The sequence below is a fragment of the Herbidospora cretacea genome (genome assembly GCF_001570605.1).
GTDB lineage: Bacteria > Actinomycetota > Actinomycetes > Streptosporangiales > Streptosporangiaceae > Herbidospora > Herbidospora cretacea.
The window spans coordinates 67962-92859 of the sequence record NZ_BBXG01000029.1 but is presented as its reverse complement, the minus strand read 5'-3'; the positions used below and the strand labels follow the sequence as shown (position 1 = coordinate 92859).

The window sequence follows — 24898 nt, the reverse complement described above, 5'->3', positions numbered from 1 at the left end:
AACTAGACGCTCATGTGGAGGCGGATCCGGGACTCCCGGCCGGTCGTCTGGACCTCCATCAGGTCGCAGAGCTGGCGGCTGATCCACAGGCCGTAGCCGCGCAGCGACTCCTGCTCCGGCGGGATGTAGCCGGGGAACTCGACCTCGATGCCGCCCCCGTCGGGGTTGGTGATCTCGCACACCAGGTCGGGCCCCGACCGCCACATCGTCACCGTGCCGTGCCCGGCGCCGTGTTCGACCGCGTTCGCCGCGATCTCGGCCGCCGCCAGGACCAGGGAGTCGGCCGCGTCGTCGTCGAGGCCCAGCTCGGTGGCGGTGGCGCGGACGAAGGAGCGCATGTTCCGTACGGTGGCCAGGTCGAACTCCATCACCCGGGCGCTCTCCGGTGCGGCGGGGAACGGCGGGGGCTCCCAGTTCATCCGCTGCGGGGGCACGTATCGGCCGCTGCGGTGTTCGCCGGCCGTGTCGAGGTAGCGCGGGTGGGTGCGCAGCGCCTCCTCGGCGGGGCGGCGGTACACGCACAGCGCGGCGCCCCGGAGCGAGGCGCAGACGATGTTGACGATGGCCTCGATCCTGGCCCATTCGGCCGCGTCGCGGGCGGTCTGCCACACCGGCTCGCCGACCAGCAGCGACGGGCCGCCCCGGCGGGCGTAGTCGAAGTATTCGGCCAGGACGCGGGCCGGGTGGCCGTACCAGTCCTGGCTGCGGATGGAGCGGATGCGGGACGCGTCGGGGCCCAGATGGGCCCGGACCAGGTCGAGGTTCTCCTCCGGGGCCACGTACAGGATGCGGTCGCCCCGCCGCAGCCCGTCGATGAGGGCCGGAAGCACCAGCCGGAGGTATTCCTCACTCGTCCCATATGGCACAGCAAGGTGCGTGAAGGCCACCGCACCGCGACTTCCCCGTTGGGCCTGCACGGGGATGAACGTAACAAGCGGCCCGCGTCGTGACAATGCGTCAGGAAGCGACAATAAACCGAATACACCAGGAACTTCCCGGGACGGCAGACCTTGCGGTGAAAAAGGCTGCGTGATGACGGGTTGGAGTCTCATGATTACTCCATGCCGTTGCAGCGCGGTGTCCCAAATTTGGGTACATCCACCAATGTGCGCGTCTCGTCCTGGAGGTTGCCCCGGTGAGTGAGTCTCGCGCAGCTATTCAAAAACTGCATTCGGACTTGATCGAACTCGGCGTGAACGGCGCCTATGAGCTGGGCGACGACGCTACGCTCTGTGTGTGGATCAGCTTGGTGGTGGTCTATCGGGATGGCTATTTCCGCTGGTGGGAAGGTGCGTCCCGATGTCGTCACCCGGGAGATGATCCGAGGGGGTGCGCCGTCCGGGTCGCCCGGCGGCACGCCGGTCTGATCAAGGAAGTGCCGCCCTGGTGGGAGGACCAGAACGAGGTCCTGCGGGGGGAAACCGTGGACGACTATCCATAACCCCCTTCGACGTCTGGGGGGACGAATATATGCGGGGATATCTGCGGCTGCTGGCGGTCACCGTCTGTGTCATGGTGAACACGCCACCGGTACACGCGCAGACCCCCGATCCCGATCTGCTGAACCGGAAGCTGACCCTCGCGCAGCCCGACTTCCCCCGCCAGCCGTTCCCGCCGATCCGGCAGGTCGACTGCGCCAAGGCCAAGTGTGTCGCGCTGACCTTCGACGACGGGCCCGGCGCCGAGACCGACAAGGTGCTCAACCATCTGGCCCGCCACCAGGCCAAGGCGACCTTCTACGTGCTCGGCAAACTGGTCACACCCCAGTCGGCGCCGCTGCTCAAGCGGATGGTGGCCGAGGGCCACGAGCTGGGCAACCATTCGTGGGACCACGCGATGTTGTCGGGCCTGTCCCGCCACGGCGTCGACCGGCAGCTCGCCCGCACCCAGCAGGTCGTCCGGAAGACGACCGGGGTGCGCATGATCACCATGCGCCCGCCCTACGGCGCCACCAACAAGATGGTGGGCGAGGTCAGCAAGGTCCACGGGCTGGCCCAGATCATCTGGAGCGTCGACACGCAGGACTGGCTGGTCCGCAAGCCCGACCGCATCGTCCGGCGGTCGGCCTCGGCCAAGCCCGGTGAGGTGATCCTGCTCCACGACATCCACGAGTCGACCGTCCGGTCGGTGCCGCGCCTGCTCGACGCGCTCGACAAGAAGGGGTTCGTGTACGTCACCGTCAGCGAGCTCTTCGGCCGGATGACCCCGGGGCGCAAGTACTTCGACAACCGGCCGCCCAAATAAAGTGGGTCAATGGCATTCACCGGGTTCCCCGACGAGGCCCTGCTGTTCTACGAAGGCCTGATCGCCGACAACAGCAAGGCCTACTGGACCGCCAACAAGGAGCGCTACGACAGCGCCGTCAAGGCCCCGATGCTGGAGCTGATGGCCGAGCTGGAGCCCGAGTTCGGCGAGCCCCACGTGTTCCGCCCCTACCGGGACGTCCGGTTCTCCAAGGACAAGACGCCCTACAAGGACCACCAGGGCGCCTATGTCGCCAAGCTCGACGGAGTCGGGTTCTACGTCCAGGTCGACGCCGAGGGCCTCTATGTGGCCGGCGGCTGGTGGTCGCCGGGCGAGATGACCCACCGCTACCGGGCGGCCGTCGACGCCGACGACCACGGCGGTGAGCTGGAGAAGATCGTGGCCGAGCTGCCCGGCCGATACGCGATCGAGGGTGACCGGGTGAAGACGCGCCCCCGTGGCGTCTCCCCCGACCACCCCCGGATCGAGTTGATGAAGCACCGGACTCTCTACGCGGGTCACCGCTTCGAGCCCGATCCCTGGTTCCACACCGCCGAGGTGACCCAGCGGGTGCGCGCCGCGTGGCGCGAGCTCACCCCGCTGGTCGACTGGCTGCGGGTCCGGCTGAGCTAGCCGATCACGATGGCGAGCAGGGCGATCAGCGCCCAGGCGCCCGCGAGTGCCGCGTAGGTGGCCCTGCTGACGATTCTCATGTTCCGAGCATGGCGTCAGGAGCTTGGAACTGACTTGCAGTTCAATCAGCGAAGGACGCCGCAGGCCACCCGTCCGCCCGCGTCGCCGGTGCGCAGGGTCACCGCGTCGGCCGCGCCGTAGCGGTCGGGCACGTGGGCGAGGTTGTCGGGCAGGGCGTGGACGACGAACGCCGCGCCGTCGGCGTCGGTCAGCTTGCTGATCTTGAACCGGTCTGTCGTGAACGACGCGGCGGCCACCCCGTCGGCCCCCGCCAGCAGCGGCGGCAGGTCGCCCGCGTGGTCGCCGTGGTTCTTCGGCGCGAGGGCGACGGGCAGCACGGTCGTGTCGGGCTCGGCCGCCGGCTTGGCGACGTCGAGGTGGCCCCCGGCCGAGAAGAACGGCGTGACCTGGCTGGTCGCCGGGTCGACCGACTTGGGGTCGCAGACGCCCGCGGTGTGGACGTGGAACCCGTGGAACCCCGGGGCCAGGCCTCTGACCTGGACCCCGATCCTGACTTTGGTGACGCCTCTGCGCTGCACCACGACGGTGCCGACGCGGGTTCCGGCGGCGTCGTGAAGCGCGATCGAGCGGCCCCGGCTCCAGGGCCCGGCCTCGGCGACCGTGGTGGCCCCGATGACGCCGACACCCGTGAGCAGCGCTCCGGCGAGCGCGAGATGAACCTTGCCCGGCATGCGAGCCTCCCCCTCAGATCACAACTCTGCGTGACTAGGCAAGCACAGAGGGTGGAGGCTCGCACGGAGAAAGGCCGAAGCGGCCCCGTTATCTAGTTGGCGCGCTTGGCCCGCGCGGCCGTCCGGCCACGGGTGGAGGCGTCGAGGACGACCTTGCGGATGCGGACCGTCTCCGGGGTGATCTCGACGCACTCGTCGTCGCGGATGAACTCCAGCGCCTGCTCCAGGGAGAGCTGGCGCGGGGGGATCAGCGTCTCGGTGACGTCGGCGGTCGAGGACCGCATGTTGGTGAGCTTCTTCTCCTTGGTGATGTTGACGTCCATGTCGTCGGAGCGCGAGTTCTCGCCGACGATCATGCCTTCGTACACCTCGGTGGTGGGGCTGACGAACAGCACGCCGCGCTCCTGGAGATTGGTCATCGCGAACGCGGTGACCGGGCCGGAGCGGTCGGCGACCAGGGAGCCGTTGTTGCGGGTGCGGAGCTCGCCGAACCAGGGCTCGTAGGCCTCGAACACGTGGTGGACCAGGCCGGTGCCGCGGGTCTCGGTGAGGAACTCGGTCCGGAAGCCGATCAGGCCGCGGGCCGGGACGATGAACTCCATCCGGATCCAGCCGGTGCCGTGGTTGGTCATGTGCTCCATGCGGCCCTTGCGGACGGCCAGGAGCTGCGTGACCGCGCCCAGGTACTCCTCGGGGCAGTCGACGGTCAGGCGCTCGACGGGCTCGTGACGCTTGCCGTCGATCTCCTTGGTGACCACCTGGGGCTTGCCGACGGTCAGCTCGTAGCCCTCGCGGCGCATCTGCTCGACCAGGATGGCCAGCGCCAGCTCGCCACGGCCCTGGACCTCCCACGCGTCGGGCCGCTCGGTCGGCAGGATCCGCAGCGACACGTTGCCGACGAGCTCCTTGTCGAGCCGGTCCTTCACCATGCGGGCGGTGACCTTGCTGCCCTTGACCCGGCCGACCAGCGGCGAGGTGTTGGTGCCGATGGTCATCGAGATCGCGGGCTCGTCGACCGTGATCAGCGGCAGCGGGCGCGGGTCCTCGGGGTCGGCGAGGGTCTCGCCGATCATGATGTCGGGGATGCCGGCGATGGCGATGATGTCGCCGGGGCCCGCCGAGTCGGCCGGCTTGCGCTCCAGCGCGTCGGTCATCAGCAGCTCGGTGATCTTCACCCGCTGGATGGTGCCGTCGGTGCGGCACCAGGCGACCTGCTGGCCCTTCTTGATCTCGCCCTGGTGGACCCGGCACAGCGCGATGCGGCCCAGGTAGCTGGACGCGTCGAGGTTGGTGACGTGGGCCTGGAGCGGCGCGACCGGGTCGTAGACCGGGGCCGGGATCGTCTTGTAGATGGTCTCGAACAGCGGCTCGAGGTCCTCTTCCTCGGGCATGCCGCCGTCGGCCGGGCGCTTCAGCGAGGCGCGGCCGGCCTTGGCCGACGCGTAGACGATCGGGAAGTCGATCTGCTCCTCGGTGGCGTCGAGGTCCATGAAGAGCTCGTAGACCTCGTCGACGACCTCGGCGATGCGGGCGTCGGGACGGTCGACCTTGTTGATGCACAGGATGACCGGCATCTTGGCCGACAGGGCCTTGCGGAGCACGAAGCGGGTCTGCGGCAGCGGGCCCTCGGACGCGTCGACCAGCAGGACCACGCCGTCGACCATGGACAGGCCGCGCTCGACCTCGCCGCCGAAGTCGGCGTGGCCGGGCGTGTCGATGATGTTGAGGGTGACACCGCCGTGCTTCACGGCGGTGTTCTTCGCGAGGATGGTGATGCCCTTCTCGCGCTCGAGGTCGTTGGAGTCCATGACGCGGTCGTCGACGTCCTGATTGGCGCGGAACGCCCCGGACTGCCACAGCATGGCGTCGACGAGCGTCGTCTTGCCATGGTCGACGTGCGCGATGATCGCGAGGTTCCGCAGGTCGTCGCGGCTGTTCATAGGCATAGTTGAGTCTCGCTCTGGTTGTCGGGGCGGTGCCGCGTCTCGCTCCCGATCGGGAGACGCGTTCGGCCGCGCCATGGCACGGCGTTCCAAGTTTAGTTGATCGCCATTACCGCTCCGAGCCTGCCGCCCGCAAGAGGGTGACAATTCACAGCGCCGTAATGTTGCGCCCATGATCTATGGGGCCATGCTGCGCACTCCCGACGGCGTCCGGATCGACGCGGCGCACCTTCCCGGCGACGGTGATCTCGGCATCGTGGTGGCCCACGGATTCACCGGGACCTGGCGTTCCCCGGCCAATGTGCGCATCGCCGCCGCGTTCGCCCGGCGCGCCGGGGTGATCGCCTTCGACTTCCGGGGGCACGGCCGGTCCTCAGGGGTGAGCACTGTGGGCGACCTGGAGATCCTCGATCTCGACTCGGCCGTACGCCATGCGCGCGCCCACTACGCGAAGGTGGCGACCGTGGGGTTCTCGATGGGCGCGGCGGTGGCCGTCCGGCACGCCGCGCTCCACCGGGGCGTCGACGCGGTCGTGTCGGTGAGCGGCCCGGCGCGGTGGTACTACCGGGGCACCCGCCCGATGCGGACCGTCCACTGGGCGATCGAGCGCCCCCTGGGCCGGCTGGTGGCCAGAGTGGGCCGGCGCACCCGGATCAAAGTGGGCGCCTGGGACCCGGTCCCGCTCGCGCCGTTCGAGGCGGCGCCGCTGATCTCGCCGCAGCCGCTGCTGGTCGTGCACGGCGACGCCGACGCCTTCTTCCCGCTGGAGCACGCCGAGCAGCTCCACGCCTGCGCGAACGAGCCGAAGGAGCTCTGGGTGGAGCCGGGATTCGGGCACGCCGAGGCCGCCGCGAGCCCCGATCTGATCCGGCGGATCGAAGACTGGATTTTCGTCCGAACCAAATCGGCCCGAGCGTCGTCTACATGAAAGTGCGGGAGGGGCCCAGCGTCGCGGGGGCGCGTTGGGCACCCTCCCGAGGGTCCCGGGTTCAGCCCAAACGCGCGATGCTCTTGTACTCCAGGTAGCCCGCCAGGCCCTCCGGCCCGAGTTCGCGGCCGATGCCGCTGGCCTTGAAGCCGCCGAACGGGGTGCCGCTCTCCAGCGGGTTCATCATGTTGACGCCGTAGGTGCCGGTGCGGACCTGACGGGCGATGTCCATGCCGTGGTCGACGTCGGCGGTCCACACGCTGCCCGACAGGCCGTAGTCGCTGTCGTTGGCGATCCGGATCGCGTCGGCCTCGTCGTCGTAGGGGATCACCGTGAGGACCGGGCCGAAGATCTCCTCGCGGGCGATCCTCATGTCGTTGGTCGCGCCCGCGAAGACCGTCGGGGCGACGTACCAGCCCTTTGCGTGGGGGCGGTCGAGGCCGCCGACGACGGCCTTGGCGCCCTCCTCCAGCCCGAGGCGGATGTAGCCCTCCACCCGCTCCTGCTGGCGCTTGGCCACCATCGGGCCGATGCCGGTGGCCGGGTCGGCCGGGTCGCCGACCTGCTGCCCGGCGGCCATCTCGGCGACCGCCTGCACGACCTCGTCGTAGCGGCTGCGGCTGGCCAGGACGCGGGTCTGCGCCACGCAGGCCTGGCCGCTGTTGAGCAGGGAGGCGATCGAGAACATGCCCATCGCCGAGGGCAGGTCGCAGTCGTCGAGGATGATCGCGGCCGACTTGCCGCCGAGCTCCAGACTGACCCGCTTGAGCTGCTCGCCGCAGATCGAGGCGATGCGCCGCCCGGCGGCGGTGGAGCCGGTGAAGGCGACCTTGTCGATCCCCGGGTGGGAGATCAGGTGCTCGCCGGCCTCGCGCCCGGCCGCGACGATGCTGACCACACCGGCCGGGATCCCCGCCTCGCGGATCACCTCGGCCAGGACGTAGCCGTCGAGCGGGGTCTCCGGGGCGGGCTTGACCACGACCGTGCAGCCCGCGAGCAGGGCGGGGGCCAGCTTGGTCATGATGACGAACTGCGGGACGTTCCACGGCACCACGGCCGCCACCACCCCCACCGGCTCCCGGCGGACGGTGACCGCGCCGAACATGCCCGGCCGCTGCTCCTCGACCTGGAAGGTCTTGCCCAGTTCGGCGTACCACTGGAGGACCCCGGTCGGCGGGCCGACCTGGCCGAAGTGGGAGAAGGTGATGGGCGAGCCCATCTCCAGGGTGATCAGGTCGGCGAGCTCGGCGGCGCGGGCCGCGTAGAGCCCGGCCAGGCGGCCCAGGGCCTCGGCCCGCTCCGCCATCGTCAGGCGGGGCCAGGGGCCGTGGTCGAAGGCCTCGCGCGCGGCGGCGACGGCCCGGTCGAGGTCGGCGGGGGTGCCCTCGGGGACCCGGCCGACGATCTCCTCCGTGTGCGGCGAGACCACGTCGATCGTGCCGGTGCCCGCCGGGGAAACCCAGTCGCCGCCGATGAAGAGCGTGTCGTGCTGGATCATGGATGCGCCTCCCATACGTGTGCACCGACCGAATCATGTTCTGTGAGGCCTTGGCAAGGACGGGACAGTCCCGGCGCATCATCTCGTCCCATGCGAAACGGATGAATCTTCGCCAAAGGCGCATGGGTTCCCTGGTTCCGGTGGCGACCACCAAGATCGTCTTCTATAGTTTCGGTCCGACTGGGAGGGGAGGGCGCATGCGTCGATCGCTGGCGTGTCTGCTCGTCTCCGGTCTCCTGCTCGTCTTGTGCGTCTCGCCCTCCGAGGCCGAGCCCGACCAGCAGGCCAAGCTCAACAAGCTGACCAAACAGGCCGCCGCCCTGGCCAAGGCCTACCGGGGCGAGATCGCCACCCTCGACGACACCCGCAAGGCCGCCGAGCGGGCCGACGCCAAGGTCAAGAAGCTGAAGAGGGACCTCGGCGCGGCCGAGCGCCGGGCGATCCAGTTCGCCCAGACCACCTACATGGGCGGCGGCGTCGACGCGGTCAGCATCTTCACGATGGCCGCCGACCCCGCCCAGGCGGCCACCCTCGCCTGGCTGTCGAGCGAGAAGGTGGAGCGGCTCGGCAACGTGCGGCGCCTCATCGACCGGCAGAAACAGGCCGCCAAAGAGGCCGACCAGAAGATCGCCGATCTGGAGAAGGACATCAAGGAGCTGAAGGGCAAGCAGGCCGACGTCGAGAAGCTGCTGGCCAAGTTCGGCTTCCAGACCCCCGACGCCGGCACCGGCCTCACCGCCCGCATGGTCAGCATCCGCAACGCGATCCAGGCCCAGTTCCCGATGCCCTACGGCGTGGGGTGCCTGCGTCCCGGCGACTTCGGCGAACACGGCAAGGGCCGCGCCTGCGACTTCATGATGTCCGGCGGCGGCAGCATGGCCAGCGGCAACAACAAGGCCCGCGGCGACGCCCTGCTCCAGTGGTGCATCACCAACGGGCGGGCTCTAGGGATCATGTACGTGATCTGGCAGCAGAAGTACTACGACATCCGCACCGGCGCCCCCGGCAAGATGATGGCCGACCGGGGCGGCGCGACCGCCAACCACTACGACCACGTTCACGTGTCGGTGCTCTGAATCCGCTCCCTGAACCACCGGTACGACGCCTTCGGCGTGCGCGCCCCGGTCTCGAAGTCGACGTGGACCAGCCCGAACCGCTGGTGGTAGCCCTCGGCCCACTCGAAGTTGTCCAGCAGCGACCAGACGAAGTAGCCCCGCACGTCGGCCCTGGCCTCCAGGGCGGCGGTGATGTGGCCGTCGAGGTAGGCGATGCGGTCGTGGTCGTCGAGGCCCTCGTACGAGCAGCCGTTCTCGGTGACGTAGAGAGGGACCCCGTAGCGCTCGTGCAGCCCGGTGAGGAGCTCCCGGAGGCCGTCGGGGACGACCGGCCAGCCGAAGGCGGTCAGCGGGTAGCCCTCGACGCCGGCGTCGGTGAAGGGGAGCTCGGGCGACTCGGGGGCGGAGATCCGCGTCGGGTTGTAGTAGTTGACGCCCAGGCCGTCGATCGGGGCGCCGATGACCGCGAGGTCGCCGTCGCGCAGGCCGGGCATCGCGTCGAGGCCGAAGGCGGTCAGGTCGGGATAGGTCCCCAGGAACACCGGGTCGTTGAACATCCGGTTGTGCAGGGCGTCGTAGGCGTCGGCGGCGGCGCGGTCCTCCGCCGACGGGGAGGCCGGCCAGACGGGGCTCAGGTTGTTGGTGATCAGCACGGTCTCCGCGCCCGCCGCCCGCAGCGCGCCGACGGCCAGGCCGTGGCCGAGGAGCTGGTGGTGGGCGGCGGGGAGGGCGTCCAGGAAGAGGGCCTGGCCGGGGGCGTGCACCCCGAGCCCGTGGCCGAAGACGGTGTGCACGAACGGCTCGTTCAGGGTGATCCACAAGCCCACGCGGTCGGCCAGCCGCCCGGCCACCAGCGACGCGTAGTCGGCGAAGCGGTGGGCCGTCTCGCGGTCGAGCCACCCGCCGCGGTCCTGGAGGGCCTGGGGCAGGTCCCAGTGGAAGAGCGTGAGCGCGGGCGTGATCCCGGCCGCCAGGAGGGCGTCGACGAGGAGCTCGTAGTGGTCGAGCCCCTTCGCGTTGGCGGGGCCGGCGCCCTCGGGCTGGATCCTGGTCCAGGCCACCGAGAACCGGTAGGCGTTCACGCCCAGGCCGGCCAGCAGCGCGACGTCGTCGGCCCAGCGGTGGTAGCTGTCGCAGGCGACCTCGGCGGTGTGGCCGTCGCGGACGGGCCCGAAGGAGTCCCAGATCGACGGCCCCCGCCCGTCCTCGGAGAGGGCCCCCTCGATCTGAAACGCGGCCGTCGCCGCACCCCACAGGAACATCAGCGGACCCTCCTAGAACGCGAGCGCGACTCAGGTTAACTCGTTCGCAATCGGACCGGGAGAAAATGGGTTCATGACAAACACGGCCACCGGCACCCTGCGCCGCAAACCCGCCCAGCGCAGGAGCGCCGAGAGGGTGGAGCGCATGCTCGAAGAGTGCGCCCGGCTGCTCGACGAGGTGGGCTACGAGGGGCTCACCACCAAAGAGGTCGCCCGCCGGGCCGAGGTCCCCATCGGCACCTTCTACCAGTTCTTCCCCGACAAGCAGGGACTGGTCCGGGCGCTCGCGTTCCGCAACCTCGACGCCTTCCTGGCCCGTGTCACCGCGACGCTCGCGGCGACCCGGATCTCCGACTGGACCGAGGCCACCGACCTCGTCATCGACGAGTTCGTCTGGATGAAGCGGTCGATGCCGGGCTTCAACGTCTTCGACTTCGGCGTGGCGCTGGCCGCGCCCGGCACCTCCCGGATGCTCGACGAGGCGCTCGAAGACAACCTCGTGGTCGCCGACCGGCTGCGCGGGCTGCTGATCGGCCTGATCGGCGTGCCCGCCGGAGACGAGCAGGCACGCGCGTTCGTGGTGGCCGTCGAGGCCGCCGACGCCGTGCTCAAGCTGGCCTTCCGGGCCTGCCCCGACGGCGACCCCGACCTCATCGCCGAGTGCAAGCGGCTGGTGCGCAGGTACCTGTCCGACCATCTCGGCTAGCTTGACCTGGAGCCGACTCCAGGTGTGATGATGCGGTGCATGGCCGTTTACACACCCGGACAGGTCGTCGAGGAGACGGGGTTCAGCCTCGACACGCTCAGGTACTACGAACGGATCGGGCTCCTCGGCAACGTCGGCCGCAACTCGGCCGGTCAGCGCAGGTTCACCGACGGCGACGTCGGCTGGCTCGGCATGATCCGCTGTCTCCGCGACACCGGCATGCCGATCGCCGAGATGCTGCGCTTCGCCGAGCTGACCCGCGCGGGCGACCACACCATCCCCGAGCGCATCCGCCTGCTGGAGGCGCACGACAGACAGGTCGAGGAGCAGGTCGCCGACCTGCGCCACAAACAGGGCGCGATCCAGCGCAAGATCGACTACTACAAGGACCACGTGATCGTCGCCGAGGCGATCTAGTTCCCCCGCTTTACCCCTCCCGAGCCTCCTCTTTCCGGTCCGGCTGTTAGACCGGTGTCCGGGAGAGGGGGCGATCATGGCGGGTCCGCGCGCCGGGCGCATGAACGTGCCGCTGCGCGGCGTCGCGGCGGTCTCCGGGCTGATGCTGTTCGCACTGCTCGGCAACGTGACCTGGCTTCAGGCGTTCCGGTACGACCACCTGATGGCCGACCCGCGCAACAACCGCACGATGATCCTGCGGTTCGACGAGCCCCGGGGCCAGGTGAGGCTGCGCGACGGCACCGTGGTCGCGGTCAGCGAACCCATCGCCGGCCAGCGCTTCGCCTACCGGCGCGTCTACCCGCAGGGCCCGGTCTACGCGCCCGCCACCGGCTACATCTCGCTCTACCGCACGACCGGCATCGAGGGCGCCGAGGACGGCTCCCTGACCGGTGAGGATCCCCGGGTGCGCGTCCGCGCGCTCCTCAAGGACATCGACCGCGGCGCGACCGTGACGCTGACGCTCGACTCGCGCGCCCAGAAGGCCGCCTACGACGGGCTCGCCGCCACCGGCAGGCGCGGCGCGGTGGTCGCCCTCGACCCGCGCACGGGCGCGATCCTCGCCATGGTGTCGCTGCCCTCGTTCGACCCCAACGGGTTCGCGACCTTCGACGCGGACCAGCTGGCGGCGTACGACCGGAAACTCCAGCGCGACCCCGCGCGGCCGCTGCTGAACCGCGCGATCGGCGAGAACTACCCGCCCGGCTCGACCTTCAAGGTGATCACCGCGGCGGCGGCGCTGGCCTCCGGCGACTACGACCCCGAGACCGAGATCCGGGCCCCCGCCCGGATGAAGCTGCCCGGCACCCAGACGTGGCTGCGCAACTCGGGCGGCGAGGAGTGCGGCGACGGCACCCCCGCGCTCCTGGACGCCTTCGTGATGTCGTGCAACACCGCCTTCGCCGACCTCGGCCTCGAACTCGGCGAGGCGGAGCTGAGCCGCTGGGCGGCCGCCTTCGGCTTCGGCGACACGGGCCTGAAGGTGCCGCTGGCCGTGGCCGAGAGCGTCTACCCCACCGGCCTCGACCGCGCCCAGACCGCGATGAGCGCCATCGGCCAGTACGACGACCGCGCCACCCCGCTGAACATAGCGATGATCTCGGCGGCGGTCGCCAACGGGGGCACCCTGATGCGCCCCTACCTGGTCGACGAGGTCCGGCTGCGCGACGGCACGATCGTCCGCTCGACCGACCCGGCCGAATACCGCGACGCGATGCCGACGGCCGTGGCCGACCGGCTGACCGAGATGATGATCGCCGTGACCGGCCCCGGCGGCACCGGCACCGCCGCCGCGATCCCCGGCGTGAAGGTCGCCGCCAAGACCGGCACCGCCGAGAACGAGGGCTCCGACCACGCCATCTTCACCGCGTTCGCGCCCGCCGACGACCCGGTGGCGGCCGTCGGCGTGCTCGTCGAACACGGCGGCTTCGGCGGCCAGGTGGCAGCCCCGATCGCCCGAGCGGTGATGCGGGCGTTGCTCTAGGCCTGGTAGGCCCTGGCCTGGAGGCCGTAGAGGTCGGCGTAGATGCCCTGGCGGTCGATCAGTTCGTCGTGGGTGCCCTCCTCGACGACCCGGCCGTGGTCCAGGACGTAGACGCGGTCCGCGTAGCGGACGCTGGCCAGGCGGTGGGTGATGAGGAGGACCGTCCGGCCGTCGGCGTGCCGGCGGATGCGTTCGAACAGCGCGTGCTCGGCCCGCGCGTCGAGGGCGGCGGTCGGCTCGTCGCAGATCAGCAGGGGGGCGTCGCGGTAGAAGCCGCGGGCCACCGCGATGCGCTGCCACTGGCCGCCGGACAGCTCCTGGCCGTCCTTGAACCTGCGGTCGAGCAGGGTGCGGTAGCCGTGGGGGAGTTCGTCGATGACCTCGTCGGCGCCGGCCACCCCGGCCGCCCGCACCACGGCCGGTTCGCCCTTGTTCAGGCCCATCGTGATGTTGTGCCGGGCCGACAGCGGCCAGCGGGTGTGGTCCTGGGCGATGACCGCGATCCGGCCGCGCAGGGCGTGGGCGTCGACGGTGGCCAGGTCGACGTCGTCCCAGCGGACCCGGCCCGACTGGGGTTCGTAGAGACCGGCCAGGATCTTGGCGAGGGTGGTCTTGCCCGACCCGTTCTCGCCGACCAGGGCGACCACCTCGCCCTGGTTGATGTGGATGGAGACGCCCTTCAGCGCCGGGGTGTCCTTGCCGGGGTAGCCGAAGACGACGTCCTCGGCGGTGATGCGGGTGAAGCCGTCGGGCGGCGCTCCCGAGCCCGCCATGACCGGCGACTTCTCCGACGCGTCGCAGAAGTCGATGAAGTCGGTGAAGTAGAGGCCGTTCTCGTAGCTGCGGTTGACGGCGTACAGGAGTTGCTGGAGAGCGCCCTGACCCGTGCGGACGGCCAGCACGGCGGTGCCCGCGACGGCGAGCGGGACCGAGCCGCCCGCCAGCAGCAGGCCGAGGGCGACGAAGACGAGCGCGGTGCCGACGCCTCCGAGCGCCTCGCCGACCAGCCGGGCCGTGGTCTGGCGGCGGGCCAGGTCGACCATGACGTCCTGCTCCTTGCGGGCCACCATGTCGTAGACGCGCAGCAGGAAGCCGCGCATCGTGAACGACCGCACCTCGGCGGCGGTGTCGCGGTCGGCCAGCAGTTCGCTGACGATCCACTTGCGCCGGTAGGTGGGCAGCAGCGACAGCATCGTCGTGTACTGCATGCGCGCGGCCCGGACGGTCGCCCACGCGTCCGGCAGCACCGCCAGGAGCAGCAGCGGCAGCAGCACCGGATGGAGCACGCCCAGCACGCCGCCCGCCGCGACCAGCCTGATCGCCGCCGTCAGCACGTCGATCGCCGAGCCGACCACCTCGTCGGAGGAGTTCACCCCCCGGCTGCGGGCGCGCTGGAGCGCGTCGTGGAACTCCGGGTCGTCGAACCTGATCAGGTCGACCTTGGAGGTGAGGCCGTAGAGGCGCTTCTCGGCGATGCGGAGCACCTGGGGCTGCAGGCGCGACTGCGCCCAGCCCGCGCCCGCCTGGAACGTGGTGCGCAGCACGGCGGCGAGGCCGACCAGCAGCAGGGCGGGCAGCGCGTCCCGCACCCGCTCGGGGGTCGGGCCGGCGGCGAACAGCGCCTCCAGCACCCCCGTGGTGGCCAGCAGGCCGAACGCGGTGAACACTCCGCTCAGCAGGTTCAGGGAGATGGTGGCGACGGTGTCGCGGGGGCTGGCCTCCCAGGCCATGCGGAGCGACCGCATGATGAGAGCGGGCAGGCGGCGGGCCACGGTGAAGAAGCCCACGCTGCTCATCAGGTCGTCGTGTTCGTGCCACTTGTGCGTGGCGAGGTCGGAGAAGTCCGGAAGATCATCGCTTTCTGCTGGGTCGTCCGTGTCGACGGGAGAGACAGTCATGGCGTCAGTGTGCGCTCGACCGGCGACAAAGCGGCACCAGGGATGTGACGGGTCAAACCGGAATGCGAGCTGGGCACGTTCCGGAATTGGTGCGACACTTCCTGTGACGACGTACCCCCCGAAGCACACATAAGGCGACTCCTGAGGGCCGATGACCACTGAGATCTCCCACTCGATCGCCGTCGAGGGCAACCTCCCGCTGGAACCCAACGCCTTCGTCGGACGCGGGGCCGACGTCGAGGAGCTCGTCCAGCTGATGACGGCCACCCGGGTCGTCACGCTCTGCGGCGTGGGCGGCATCGGCAAGAGCAGGCTGGGCCTGCGGGTCGCCGCCGAGCTGGCCCGCGACCTGCCCGACGGCGCGTGGCTGGTGGAGTTCCCCGAGGGCACCCGCCCCAAGGAGACGATCCGCCGCATCGCGTCGGTGCTGGGCGTGGAGGGCGAGCCGGGGCGCGACCTCGATCTGGCCGTCGCCGAGGTGTTCGCCGGGCGCAAGGCGGTGATCCTTCTCGACAACTGCGAGACGGTGGTCGACGAGTGCGCGCGGCTCACCCGGCGGCTGGCCGAACACTGCCCGGAGGTCCGGGTGCTGGCCACCAGCCGCGAGCCGCTGCGGGTGCCCGGCGAGACCGTCTGGCGGGTGCCGCCGCTGGCGCTGCCCCCCGACCACAACGCGGGCCCGGCCGTCGTCGGCGGCTACGAGGCGGTCCGGCTGTTCCAGGACCGCGCCGCCTCGGTCCGGCCGGGCTTCACGCTGACCGGCGACAACGCGGCCGACGTGTCGCGGCTCTGCCACGCGCTCGACGGGATGCCGCTGGCCCTCGAACTGGCCGCCGGGATGACCCGGGTGCTGTCGATCCCGCAGATCGTGGCCCGGCTCGGCGACCGGTTCCGGCTGCTGTCGGCGGGCGACCGCACCGCCCCGCCCCGGCAGCGGACCCTCCGGGCCACCGTCGACTGGAGCTACGACCTGCTCACCGAGCCCGAGCGGGTGCTGCTGCGCCGGGCCACCGTGTTCCGCTCCGGCTGGACCCTGCCGATGGCCGAACAGGTCTGCGCGGGCGGTCCCGTCGAGACCGCCGACGTCCTGGGCCACCTGACCGCCCTGGTCGACAAGTCGCTGGTCGTCGTCGACGGCGAGCTCGCGGGGGAGGCCCGCTACCGGCTGCTCGACACCATCCGCCAGTACGCCGCCGAGCAGCTCGACGGCCCCGACGAGGAGGAGACCCGGCGGCGGCACCGCGACTTCTTCGTGCGGTTCGCGCGCGACTGGGAGATCGCGGTCGACGCGGGGTCGTGGCCGGCGGTCCACCGGCGTACCGAGCGACTGGAGAGGCTCCAGAGCGACCTGCGGGCGGCGGTCGAGTGGTCGCTCACCAGAGGCGACGCCGTGCCGATGCTGGAGGCGCTGCTCGGGCTGCGGTGGATGCTGCTGGGCAGCGGCCGGTTCCAGGCCGAGCTGACCCGGTGGGCCGACCGGCTCGTGGAGCTCGCCCAGCCCGGCATCGACCCGGCCACCCACGGGCGGGCGCTGGCGTTCACCGCCAACCTGCTGTCGAACACCGCCGACTTCGCCGGCGCGCGGGACCGCGCCCGGCGGGCCCTCGACCTGTGCCGTCAGGCCAGCGACCGGCTCGGCGAGGGGCAGGCGCTGCTCGTGCTCGCCATCAGCGACGGCTCCGAACCGGCCGAGACGCGGCTGGAGGCGTCCATCTCGATCGCCCGCGCCAGTGGCGAGCGCATCCTGGAGGCCGAGGGGCACGGCACCCGCGCCTTCCTCGCGCTGGCCCAGGGGCGGCTGCGCGAGGCGCAGCGGTCGGCCGAACGCCTGGTCGCGCTGGCCACCGCGCTCGACAACCACCTGGCGCTGGTCATCGGCCTGTCGGGGCTGGGGCAGACCGCCCGCCGCCGGGGCGACCTCCAGGCCGCCCGCCACCACTTCACCCGGGCGCTGCGCATCGTCCGCACGTTCGACGCCCGGCAGTGGCTCATCTCCTGCCTGGCCGGGCTGGGGTCGGTGGCGCTCGACGCGGGCGACCTGCCCGAGGCGCGCCGCCGGCTGGGCGAGGCGCTGCGGCTCGGCCGGGACGCCGGGCTGCGCATGCAGTCGGCCCGCCGCCTGGAGGCCTTCGCGTCGCTCTACCTGAAGCAGGGCGACGCTCGCCGGGCCGTGCTGCTGGCCGCCGCGTCCGCCGGGCTGCGCAGCGGCCGGCCGGGCGCCCGGGTGGAGAGCGTGCTGGCGCCCGCCCGCGACGAACTGGGCGAGCCCGTCGTGGCGGCGCTGTGGTCGGAGGGGCTCACGCTGCCGTTCGACACGGCCGTCACCCTCGCGCTGGAGGAGTCGGCGGGGAGCCCGGCGCCCGTGGTCGCGCCGGTCGCGGTCACCCCGCAGAGCACGCTGACCGCCCGCGAACGCGAGATCGCCGAACTGGTCGCGCGCGGGCTGAGCAACCGGGCCATCGCCGACGAGCTCGTCATCAGCCAGGCCACCGTTGCCCGCCACGTCGCCAACATCCTGGCCAAGCTCGGTTTCACCTCGCGCACCCAGGTCGCCACCTGGGTCGTCGAGCACGGTGTGTAGACGGCGGGCGCCTCTCGTCTACACACCCACATGCGCACTTCAGCCGATGTGAGGACGGGCCGTGCCGATCTACGGTTGCTGTGTGGTTCGGGTGCGCGGCGACTCCGTGGCCGTCATCCGGCCCGCGAGGGCGGATGCCTACTGAAGCCGGACGTCAGGGGGGGCATCTGGAAACGGCCGCGTGCCCGTCACGCCGGTCGAGGTCACCTCGGAGGGGTGGAGACCGAGACCGGGGGCAGGTGGCCCGCGGGCCCGGGTCGCGCAGGACCCGGGCCCGCCACCCCGTTCGCTGTTACATACGCGGCTACACACTTATGCGGATTCCGGGGCGGGAGCCCGGCCCGTACGGTCACGGACATGGAGTCAGGGGTCACCGGCGCGGTGTTCGGCCGATCCGCGCTGTGGGCCGACCGGCCGGCGCTGATCGATTTCGGCGAGGGCCGGGCCGTCAGCCACGAGACGTTCGCGTCGACCGTTCTCGGGGCCGCCTCGGGGCTGGTCAGGAGGGGGACCCGCCCCGGGCAGACGGCCGCCGTCTACACCGACGGGGTCCACGGTCATCTCACCGCCGTCTTCGCGGTCGTCGCGGCGGGCGGGGTGGCGCTGCCGCTGGCCGTGCCCGACCCGGCCGAGCTGCTCGCCCACGACGTGCGGCTGATGTTCACCGGCGAGAGGCGGGCGGCCGAGGCGGTCGCGGCGGCCGAGGCCTCCCGGGTGCGGCAGGTCGTCTCGTTCGGCGGCGGCCACGGCGCGACCGAGTTCGAGGCGCTGCTCGGTCTCGACCCGCTGCCGCTGCCCCCTGCGGGCGGCCTGGCGGTCGTCGCCGAGGAGGGCGACCTCGGCCACGACGGGTTCGCCGAGGCGATGGCGCTGCTCGACGGCCATCTGTTCCTCGGCGAACGCGACGTCGTGCTGGTCGACTGGCCGCCGTCGGGCTCGGCCGACCTCGCCGTGCTGGCCGGGCTGGCGTTCGCGAAGGGAGCGCTGGTGGTGACGGGCGGCGGGCGGGAGCTGGGGGTGACGGTGGCGGCGGTCGTCGAGTGCGGGAAACGCGTCGTCAGGCGTATATAGAAACGTTGCTTGACGGGGCGGCGCCGGTGGTGGGTTGATGGGCTGCCATTTCACACCCGGAGGTCGGCCGCGATGAGGCGACGATGGACCGCGGTCGCCGCGGCGCTGCTCGTATTGGTGACGTCGTGCTCGGGCGAGGCGGCTGAGGTCCCGGAGCCCTCCGCGAAGGAGCGCGTCGAGGTCTTCTCCTGGTGGACAGGCCTGGGCGAGGCCGACGGGCTCAAGGCGATGCGCTCCCTGTTCGAGAAGCAGAACCCCGGTTTCACGTTCGTCGACGCGGCCGTCGAAGGCGGCTCGGGCGACCAGGCGCGCGCTCTGTTAGCCAGCAAGCTCCAGGCCAACCAGCCGCCCGACACCTTCCAGGGCCACGCGGGCGCCGAGCTCCAGGGCTACATCACCGCCGGCAAGCTCGAACCCCTCAACTTCCTGTACGACGAACTGAAGCTGCGCGACGCCTTCCCGCCCCAGCTCGTCGAGCAGATCTCGGTCCACGGCGACATCTACTCGATCCCGGTCAACATCCACCGGTCGAACGTGCTGTGGTTCAACCCGAAGGTGCTGGCGGCGGCCGGGCTGCCGGGGCCGCCGCAGACGGTACCGCAGTTCCTCACCGCGCTCGGCAAGGTGCGCGACACCGGGAAGATCCCGCTGGCCATCGGGCCGCAGTGGACCGTCGTGCACCTCTTCGAGAGCGTGCTGCTGGGGTCGCTGGGGACCAGGGCGTACAACAAGCTGTGGAGCGCCGACGCCGACTGGAACAGCCCGGCGATGAAGCGGGCGCTGACCGACTTCGCGGAGATCCTGGCGCTCACCGGGCCGCCGCAGGCCGACTGGCAGCCGGCCGCCAAGCAGGTCGCCGACGGCGAGGCCGCGTTCACCGTCATGGGCGACTGGGCCTACAGCTACTTCCACAACCCGCCCGACGGCGGGCTCGGCAGGACCTCGAAGACCGACTTCGACTGGGCGGCCTCGCCGGGCACCTCCGGCGCCTTCATGTGGCTCTCGGACAGTTTCACGCTGCCGCGCGGCGCCCCCAACCGGGAGGGCGCGCTGGCCTGGCTCAAGGTGGCCGCCAGCAAGGCGGGGCAGGACGCGTTCAACCCGCTCAAGGGCTCGATCCCGGCCCGGCGCGACGCCGACACGGCCCTCTACCAGGACTATCTGGCCTGGAACCTCGACGAGTGGTCCCGCGACGAGCTCGCCGGGTCGATCCAGCACGGCGTGGTGGCCAACGACGGCTGGCGGGCGGCCATCAACGACGCGGTCGGCATCTTCATCGAGAACCCCGACGTGGCGGAGTTGCAGCGGGCTTTGGTGCTGGCAGCGAAAAACAGTGGTCAATAGACCGTTTTGTCATCTTTGTCATAGCATCGCCCGATGACTGTGGCGGGCGGCGCGACCTTCGGGGAACTCTTCCGGATCGGTGAGTTCCGGGTGCTGTTCGGCAGCCAGTTGCTGCTGACGCTGAGCGAGTCGGTCAAGATGCTGGCGTTCTCCGTCATCGTCTTCGAGCGGACCCAGTCGGCCGGGCTGTCGGCGATCTCGTGGATGCTCGGCTTCCTGCCGATGATGCTCGGCGGCCTGTTCCTGTCGTCGATGGCCGACCGGATCAGGCCCCGGTCGCTGATGGTCGCCGGGGAGCTCGTCCGGGTCGTGGTGTGCCTGCTCCTGGCGTTCGCCGGGCTGCCGGTGTGGGCGATGTTCACCGTCGTGCTGGTCACCGGGGTGCCCACCGCCGTGTTCATGGCGGCGCGCAACGCGGTGCTGCCCGAGGTGCTCGAAGGCGACCGGTTCGTGCTCGGCCGGGCGCTGTTCACGATGACCGGCGCGGGGTCGCAGATCGCCGGGCTCGCGGTCGGCGGGGCCATGCTCGCGCTGACCGGGCCGGAGGGCGCGCTGCTGATCACCGCCGTGCTCTCGCTGGTGGCGGTGCCGCTCATCCGGTTCGGCCTGAGCGACCGGCCGCCGCGCGCGGCAGGCGACGGCACCGGCGCGGTCCGCGCCACCCTGCGCGGCAACTGGGCGCTGCTCAGCGACCGGACCATCCGGGGGCTGCTGCTGGCCGGATGGCTGCCGCTGATGTTCATGGTCGGCTCGGAGGCGGTCTTCATCCCCTATCTGACCGGCATGGGGCAGGCCGGGGCGGCCGGGTTCGTGCTGGCCGCGACGGCGGGCGGGATGGGCTTCGGGGAGTTCGTCGTCGGGCGGTTCGTGTCGCCGGTCCGCCGCAACCGGCTCGGGCTGCCGCTGGTGGCGCTGATGGGCGTGCCGCTGATCGGCTTCGCAGCCGCGCCGGGGCCGTGGTGGGCCGGGATCCTGGCGTTCCTGGCGGGGTGCGGGCTGGCCTACCAGCTCGTTTTGCAGCGGCCGTTCGTGGACGCGGTGCCGGAGGCGCGGCGCGGGCTGGCGTTCGGGCTCCAGGGGTCGGGGATGATGACCGTCCAGGGGCTCGGCGGGGTGGTGGCCGGTGGCCTGGCCGAGATCGTCGACGTCCACTACGCGATCGCGATCTGCGGCGGACTGGTGATCCTCGCGGGGGCGCTGCTGTGGCGGCCGCTGGCCCGGCCCTCTTGACGGGACCATTTCGGCCTGACAAAACGGGCAGAACCCCAAAAAATATTCGGAGGGTCACATGTCTTTGCTGGACCCCAAACTCTGGACCGGCCGCATCAGCAGCGGCGGCTGGATCACCTCGCAGGCGGGTGACGCGGCCGTGGTCGAGCCCGCCACCGGCGCCGAACTCGGCCGGGTCGGGATCGCGAACGCCGCCGACGTGCGGGACGCCGTCCGCAAGGCCGCCCGCGCGCAGCGGGAGTGGGCGGAGACCAACTTCGAGGAGCGCGCCGCCGTGCTCCGGAGGGCGGGCGCCCTCTTCGAGCAGTACGCCGAGGACATCCACCACTGGATCATCCGCGAGACGGGCTCCGTGCCGCCGAAAGCCGGTCTGGAGACCCACGTCGCCGCGCAGGAGTGCTTCGAGGCGGCGGCCCTGGCCTCCGGGACGACCGGGGAGATCCTGCCCACCAACCGCAAGCGGCTGAGCCTGGCCCGGCGGATCCCGGTCGGGGTGGTCGGCGTGATCGCGCCCTTCAACGTGCCGCTCATCCTCGGCATCCGCTCGGTGGCGCCCGCGCTCGCGCTCGGCAACGCCGTCGTCCTCAAGCCCGACCCCCGGACCGCCGTCTCCGGCGGCGTGGTGATCGCCCAGGTGCTGGCGGAGGCCGGACTGCCCGAGGGGCTGCTGCACGTGCTGCCCGGCGGGCCCGACGTGGGGGAGGCGCTGGTCGCCGACCCGCTGGTGCCGGTCATCTCGTTCACCGGCTCGACCGCCGCCGGGCGCAAGGTGGGCGAGGCCTGCGGACGGCTCCTCAAGCGAGCCCACCTGGAGCTCGGCGGCAACTCGGCGCTGGTCGTGCTCGACGACGCCGACCTCGACCTGGCCGTCTCGGCGGGGGCGTGGGGCTCGTTCCTGCACCAGGGCCAGATCTGCATGACCACCGGCCGTCACCTGGTGCACGCCTCCCTCGCCGACGAGTACGTCGAGCGTCTCGCCGCCAAGGCCGACCACCTGCCCGTGGGCGACCCCGCCACCCAGCAGGTCGCCCTGGGGCCGCTGATCTCCCAGGGCCAGCTCGACAAGGTGCACGCCCTGGTCACCGGCAGCGTCGAGGCGGGCGCGCGGCTGGCGGCGGGCGGGACGTACGAGGACCTCTTCTACCGCCCGACGGTGCTGGCCGGAGGAGGCCCCGCCTACGACGACGAGGTGTTCGGCCCGGTCGCCCCGGTCCTGCCCTTCTCGACGATCGAGGAGGCCGTGGCCCTGGCGGGCGACACCGAGTACGGCCTCTCGCTGGGCATCCTCACCCGCGACGTCATGAAGGCCATGCACCTGGCCGAGCGGATCCCCACCGGGATCGTCCACATCAACGACCAGACCGTCGACGACGAGGCGGTCGCGCCCTTCGGCGGACTGGGCGCCTCCGGCACCGGATCGCGCTTCGGCGGGGCCCGCGCCAACGCCGACGCGTTCACCCACACCCAGTGGGTGACGATGCAGGGCGACATCGCCGCTTACCCGCTCTGACCCATGTTGTAGGTTCGCGGGTCATGAGAAAGAACGGCTGGTTGTTGCTGGTCGCCGGGTTCGTCCTGGCGGCACTCAACCTGCGACCGGCGCTTGCCGGAGTCTCGCCGCTCCTCGGCGAGATCATGTCCGACCTGTCCCTCTCCCCCGCGGCGGCCGGGGCCATCACCACGATCATGTTGCTGTGCCTCGGCCTGCTGGGCCCGCTGGGCCCGATCCTGTCCTCCCGGCTCGGTCTCGACCGGACCCTGATGGCGGGCATGCTGCTGCTCATCGCCGGAGTCGTCATCCGCAGCTCCGGGGGCGTCTTCACGCTCTACCTGGGCGCGGCGATGGCCGGCACCGCCATCGCGTTCATGAACGTGATCATGCCCGGCCTGGTCAAGCAGCACTTCCCCGACCGCGTGGGCCTGTTCACCGGCCTCTACGTCACCAGCCTGGTCAGCGGCGCCGCCCTCGGCTCGGCCGTGATGGTGCCGCTGGCCCAGGAAATGGGCTGGCGGTGGGCCGCCGCCACCACGGCGATCTTCGCCCTGGTCTCCGCGATCGTCTGGCTGCCCCAGGTGCTGAAGCCGCCGGTCCCGCCCGCGCCGCAGGCGCCCCGGCCCTTCCGCGCCCTGATGAGACGCCGGGTGACCTGGTACGTCGCCACGTACATGGGCGTCCAGTCGATGACCTTCTACATCATGCTGGCGTGGCTGCCGACGATCTTCACCGACGCCGGTCTCAGCGCCGACGACGCCGGATACCTGCTGGGCCTCACCAACGTGGCCCAGATCGCCGCCACCCTGACCGTGCCGATTCACGCGGGGAAGGCGAAATCCCAGGTGCCGCACGTCGTGGGCGCCGCCCTGATCACCATCGTGGGGTACCTCGGCGTGCTGTTCTGGCCGACCACCCTGCCGTGGCTCTGGATGATCGTGCTGGGTGTGGGCCAGGGTGCCTCCATCGCCCTCGCCCTGCTGATCATCACGCTGCGCGCGCCCGACCCCCGCTCGGTCACCGCCCTGTCGGCGGTCGCCCAGTCGACCGGTTACACCCTGGCCGCCATCGGCCCGGTCGTGATCGGCGCGATCTACCAGGTCAGCGGAGACTGGACGGTCCCGCTGGTCGTGGGCCTGGGGGTCTGCGGAGTCCAATTGGTGTTGGGTTATCTCGCCGCACGTCAACCCCAGGGCACCTGATCTTCATCTGACCCTTCTACCGTCCGGCCCATGAGTCTCACGCGCAGAGGCGCGATCACCGTGCTCGCGGCCGGAACGGCCGCCGGCGCCCTGATGGGCACCACCCCCGCGCTCGCCAGGAAGCGATTCGGCGACGTCACCGTCATCGGCCACCGGGGCGCCAGCGCCGTCCGTCCGGAGCACACCCTGCTCTCCTACGAGGCGGCCATCGCCCTGGGGGCCGACTACATCGAGCCCGACCTGGTCTCCACCAAGGACGGCGTGCTCGTCGCCCGGCACGAGAACGAGATCGGCGGCACCACCGACGTCTCCACCCGCGCCGAGTTCGCGGGCCGCCGGGTCACCAAGACGATCGACGGCCGCCCGGTCACCGGCTGGTTCACCGAGGACTTCACCCTCGCCGAGCTCAAGACCCTGCGGGCCACCGAGCGCATCCCGGACCTGCGCCCCGGCAACGCCGCGTTCAACGGCCTGGCCGAGATCCCCACGCTGGAAGAGGTGATCCAGCTCGCGCAGCGCCACGAGGTCGGCATCTACCCGGAGACGAAGCACCCCACGTACTTCGACTCCATCGGCCTCTCCCTGGAGGAGCCGCTGCTGGCCACCCTGGCGCAGTACGGCTGGACCCGCTCCGGCGACCCGGTCATCATCCAGTCGTTCGAGGTCGGCAACCTGAAGGCGCTGCGCCCGAAGACCAAGCTCAAGCTGGCCCAGCTCATCGACGCCGCCGGCAAGCCGTTCGACACCGCGACCCTCACCTACGACCAGATGGTCACCCGTGAGGGCCTGCGCGAGATCCGCGCCTACGCCGACGGCATCGGCGTCAACACCCGCCGGATCATCCCGGTCGGCCCCGACAACCGCACGCTGCCGCCGACCCGTCTGGTGCACGACGCCCACCGCGAGGACCTGATCGTCCACGCGTGGACGCTGCGCAACGAGAACTCGCAGCTCCCGGCCGACTTCCAGCGCGGCAACCCGGCCAGCCCGGTGTTCCCGCGCGCGGTGGGCGACGTGATGGGCTACGCGGCGCTGCTGTTCGAGCAGGAGATCGACGGCATCTTCGCCGACGACCCCGCCATGCCCCGCGCCGTGCTGAGCTCCGACAAGTAGACAGTCG

General features: G+C 71.2%; 21 protein-coding genes. 15 read left to right on the top strand and 6 right to left on the bottom strand.

What is annotated here, in order from left to right; genetic code table 11:
* Window positions 1–2: 2 nt before the first annotated feature.
* Window positions 3–1052 carry a sensor histidine kinase gene (locus AW270_RS35860; RefSeq protein ID WP_082802108.1) on the bottom strand — a complete coding sequence of 350 codons (1050 nt, stop codon included), beginning with the start codon at window positions 1050–1052 and terminating at the stop codon, window positions 3–5.
* An 83-nt stretch (window positions 1053–1135) separates the two neighbouring features.
* Between AW270_RS35860 and AW270_RS35855 the strand changes: the two genes are divergently transcribed.
* The 3 genes from AW270_RS35855 to AW270_RS35845 are packed head-to-tail and all read left to right on the top strand — an operon-like array spanning window position 1136 to window position 2877.
* Window positions 1136–1441: a hypothetical protein gene (locus tag AW270_RS35855; RefSeq protein WP_061300594.1), complete on the top strand. Its 306-nt coding sequence runs from the start codon at window positions 1136–1138 to the stop codon at window positions 1439–1441.
* 29 nt (window positions 1442–1470) lie between these two features.
* Window positions 1471–2244, top strand: coding sequence for a polysaccharide deacetylase family protein (locus tag AW270_RS35850; protein WP_061300593.1), 774 nt, complete (start codon window positions 1471–1473; stop codon window positions 2242–2244).
* A 9-nt stretch (window positions 2245–2253) separates the two neighbouring features.
* A complete protein-coding gene (locus AW270_RS35845) occupies window positions 2254–2877 on the top strand; it encodes a DUF2461 domain-containing protein (RefSeq protein ID WP_061300592.1) in 624 nt (207 codons plus the stop codon).
* A 125-nt stretch (window positions 2878–3002) separates the two neighbouring features.
* Here AW270_RS35845 and AW270_RS35840 read toward each other — a convergent pair whose 3' ends face one another.
* Window positions 3003–3629 carry a superoxide dismutase family protein gene (locus AW270_RS35840; protein ID WP_061300591.1) on the bottom strand — a complete coding sequence of 209 codons (627 nt, stop codon included), beginning with the start codon at window positions 3627–3629 and terminating at the stop codon, window positions 3003–3005.
* A gap of 92 nt (window positions 3630–3721) precedes the next feature.
* Window positions 3722–5575, bottom strand: coding sequence for a translational GTPase TypA (gene typA / locus AW270_RS35835; RefSeq protein ID WP_061300590.1), 1854 nt, complete (start codon window positions 5573–5575; stop codon window positions 3722–3724).
* 169 nt (window positions 5576–5744) lie between these two features.
* Here typA and AW270_RS35830 point away from each other — a divergent pair, with 169 nt between their 5' ends.
* Entirely contained in the window at window positions 5745–6500 is a 756-nt protein-coding gene (locus AW270_RS35830; RefSeq protein WP_245675020.1) for an alpha/beta hydrolase, read from the top strand.
* Between the two features lie 61 nt (window positions 6501–6561).
* On the opposite strand, the gene AW270_RS35825 is transcribed toward AW270_RS35830, so the two are convergent.
* Window positions 6562–7998, bottom strand: coding sequence for an aldehyde dehydrogenase (locus tag AW270_RS35825; protein WP_061300588.1), 1437 nt, complete (start codon window positions 7996–7998; stop codon window positions 6562–6564).
* Between the two features lie 197 nt (window positions 7999–8195).
* Here AW270_RS35825 and AW270_RS35820 point away from each other — a divergent pair, with 197 nt between their 5' ends.
* A complete protein-coding gene (locus AW270_RS35820; RefSeq protein WP_061300587.1) occupies window positions 8196–9074 on the top strand; it encodes a coiled-coil domain-containing protein in 879 nt (292 codons plus the stop codon).
* Here AW270_RS35820 and AW270_RS35815 read toward each other — a convergent pair.
* Entirely contained in the window at window positions 9056–10315 is a 1260-nt protein-coding gene (locus AW270_RS35815; RefSeq protein WP_061300586.1) for a GH1 family beta-glucosidase, read from the bottom strand. The two genes, AW270_RS35820 and AW270_RS35815, sit on opposite strands and share 19 nt — an antisense overlap.
* Before the next feature lie 73 nt (window positions 10316–10388).
* Between AW270_RS35815 and AW270_RS35810 the strand changes: the two genes are divergently transcribed.
* The 3 genes from AW270_RS35810 (at window position 10389) to AW270_RS35800 (ending at window position 12960) form a co-directional block, all read left to right on the top strand.
* Entirely contained in the window at window positions 10389–11021 is a 633-nt protein-coding gene (locus AW270_RS35810) for a TetR/AcrR family transcriptional regulator (protein ID WP_061300585.1), read from the top strand.
* A 39-nt stretch (window positions 11022–11060) separates the two neighbouring features.
* Entirely contained in the window at window positions 11061–11438 is a 378-nt protein-coding gene (locus AW270_RS35805) for a MerR family transcriptional regulator (protein WP_061300584.1), read from the top strand.
* A 76-nt stretch (window positions 11439–11514) separates the two neighbouring features.
* On the top strand, window positions 11515–12960 hold the full coding sequence (locus AW270_RS35800) for a peptidoglycan D,D-transpeptidase FtsI family protein (protein ID WP_082802107.1): 1446 nt from the start codon (window positions 11515–11517) through the stop codon (window positions 12958–12960).
* Here AW270_RS35800 and AW270_RS35795 read toward each other — a convergent pair.
* On the bottom strand, window positions 12957–14858 hold the full coding sequence (locus tag AW270_RS35795; RefSeq protein ID WP_061300582.1) for an ABC transporter ATP-binding protein: 1902 nt from the start codon (window positions 14856–14858) through the stop codon (window positions 12957–12959). The two genes, AW270_RS35800 and AW270_RS35795, sit on opposite strands and share 4 nt — an antisense overlap.
* 151 nt (window positions 14859–15009) lie before the next feature.
* Here AW270_RS35795 and AW270_RS35790 point away from each other — a divergent pair, with 151 nt between their 5' ends.
* The 7 genes from AW270_RS35790 (at window position 15010) to AW270_RS35760 (ending at window position 24891) form a co-directional block, all read left to right on the top strand.
* Complete coding sequence (locus AW270_RS35790) at window positions 15010–17439, top strand: ATP-binding protein (protein WP_061300581.1); 2430 nt, start codon at window positions 15010–15012, stop codon at window positions 17437–17439.
* 357 nt (window positions 17440–17796) lie between these two features.
* On the top strand, window positions 17797–18510 hold the full coding sequence (locus AW270_RS35785; protein WP_061300580.1) for an AMP-binding protein: 714 nt from the start codon (window positions 17797–17799) through the stop codon (window positions 18508–18510).
* A 72-nt stretch (window positions 18511–18582) separates the two neighbouring features.
* Window positions 18583–19854, top strand: a complete 1272-nt coding sequence (locus AW270_RS35780; protein ID WP_061300579.1) for an ABC transporter substrate-binding protein — start codon at window positions 18583–18585, stop codon at window positions 19852–19854.
* Between the two features lie 33 nt (window positions 19855–19887).
* On the top strand, window positions 19888–21084 hold the full coding sequence (locus AW270_RS35775; RefSeq protein ID WP_061300578.1) for an MFS transporter: 1197 nt from the start codon (window positions 19888–19890) through the stop codon (window positions 21082–21084).
* A 58-nt stretch (window positions 21085–21142) separates the two neighbouring features.
* Complete coding sequence (locus AW270_RS35770) at window positions 21143–22594, top strand: benzaldehyde dehydrogenase (protein WP_061300577.1); 1452 nt, start codon at window positions 21143–21145, stop codon at window positions 22592–22594.
* Between the two features lie 23 nt (window positions 22595–22617).
* On the top strand, window positions 22618–23778 hold the full coding sequence (locus AW270_RS35765) for a CynX/NimT family MFS transporter (protein WP_061300576.1): 1161 nt from the start codon (window positions 22618–22620) through the stop codon (window positions 23776–23778).
* 30 nt (window positions 23779–23808) lie between these two features.
* Window positions 23809–24891: a glycerophosphodiester phosphodiesterase gene (locus tag AW270_RS35760; RefSeq protein ID WP_061300575.1), complete on the top strand. Its 1083-nt coding sequence runs from the start codon at window positions 23809–23811 to the stop codon at window positions 24889–24891.
* Window positions 24892–24898 lie beyond the last annotated feature (7 nt).

Excerpts from the sequence above, each read along its gene's own strand:
- AW270_RS35805 (WP_061300584.1), top strand. The coding sequence starts at position 11,061 with ATGGCCGTTTACACACCCGGACAGGTCGTCGAGGAGACGGGGTTCAGC.
- AW270_RS35770 (WP_061300577.1), top strand. The coding sequence starts at position 21,143 with ATGTCTTTGCTGGACCCCAAACTCTGGACCGGCCGCATCAGCAGCGGC.
- AW270_RS35775 (WP_061300578.1), top strand. The coding sequence starts at position 19,888 with ATGACTGTGGCGGGCGGCGCGACCTTCGGGGAACTCTTCCGGATCGGT.
- AW270_RS35850 (WP_061300593.1), top strand. The coding sequence starts at position 1,471 with ATGCGGGGATATCTGCGGCTGCTGGCGGTCACCGTCTGTGTCATGGTG.
- AW270_RS35845 (WP_061300592.1), top strand. The coding sequence starts at position 2,254 with ATGGCATTCACCGGGTTCCCCGACGAGGCCCTGCTGTTCTACGAAGGC.
- AW270_RS35790 (WP_061300581.1), top strand. The coding sequence starts at position 15,010 with ATGACCACTGAGATCTCCCACTCGATCGCCGTCGAGGGCAACCTCCCG.
- AW270_RS35825 (WP_061300588.1), bottom strand. The coding sequence starts at position 7,998 with ATGATCCAGCACGACACGCTCTTCATCGGCGGCGACTGGGTTTCCCCG.
- AW270_RS35780 (WP_061300579.1), top strand. The coding sequence starts at position 18,583 with ATGAGGCGACGATGGACCGCGGTCGCCGCGGCGCTGCTCGTATTGGTG.
- AW270_RS35760 (WP_061300575.1), top strand. The coding sequence starts at position 23,809 with ATGAGTCTCACGCGCAGAGGCGCGATCACCGTGCTCGCGGCCGGAACG.
- AW270_RS35820 (WP_061300587.1), top strand. The coding sequence starts at position 8,196 with ATGCGTCGATCGCTGGCGTGTCTGCTCGTCTCCGGTCTCCTGCTCGTC.
- AW270_RS35800 (WP_082802107.1), top strand. The coding sequence starts at position 11,515 with ATGGCGGGTCCGCGCGCCGGGCGCATGAACGTGCCGCTGCGCGGCGTC.
- AW270_RS35810 (WP_061300585.1), top strand. The coding sequence starts at position 10,389 with ATGACAAACACGGCCACCGGCACCCTGCGCCGCAAACCCGCCCAGCGC.
- typA (WP_061300590.1), bottom strand. The coding sequence starts at position 5,575 with ATGCCTATGAACAGCCGCGACGACCTGCGGAACCTCGCGATCATCGCG.
- AW270_RS35785 (WP_061300580.1), top strand. The coding sequence starts at position 17,797 with ATGGAGTCAGGGGTCACCGGCGCGGTGTTCGGCCGATCCGCGCTGTGG.
- AW270_RS35815 (WP_061300586.1), bottom strand. The coding sequence starts at position 10,315 with ATGTTCCTGTGGGGTGCGGCGACGGCCGCGTTTCAGATCGAGGGGGCC.
- AW270_RS35795 (WP_061300582.1), bottom strand. The coding sequence starts at position 14,858 with ATGACTGTCTCTCCCGTCGACACGGACGACCCAGCAGAAAGCGATGAT.
- AW270_RS35830 (WP_245675020.1), top strand. The coding sequence starts at position 5,745 with ATGATCTATGGGGCCATGCTGCGCACTCCCGACGGCGTCCGGATCGAC.
- AW270_RS35765 (WP_061300576.1), top strand. The coding sequence starts at position 22,618 with ATGAGAAAGAACGGCTGGTTGTTGCTGGTCGCCGGGTTCGTCCTGGCG.
- AW270_RS35840 (WP_061300591.1), bottom strand. The coding sequence starts at position 3,629 with ATGCCGGGCAAGGTTCATCTCGCGCTCGCCGGAGCGCTGCTCACGGGT.
- AW270_RS35860 (WP_082802108.1), bottom strand. The coding sequence starts at position 1,052 with ATGAGACTCCAACCCGTCATCACGCAGCCTTTTTCACCGCAAGGTCTG.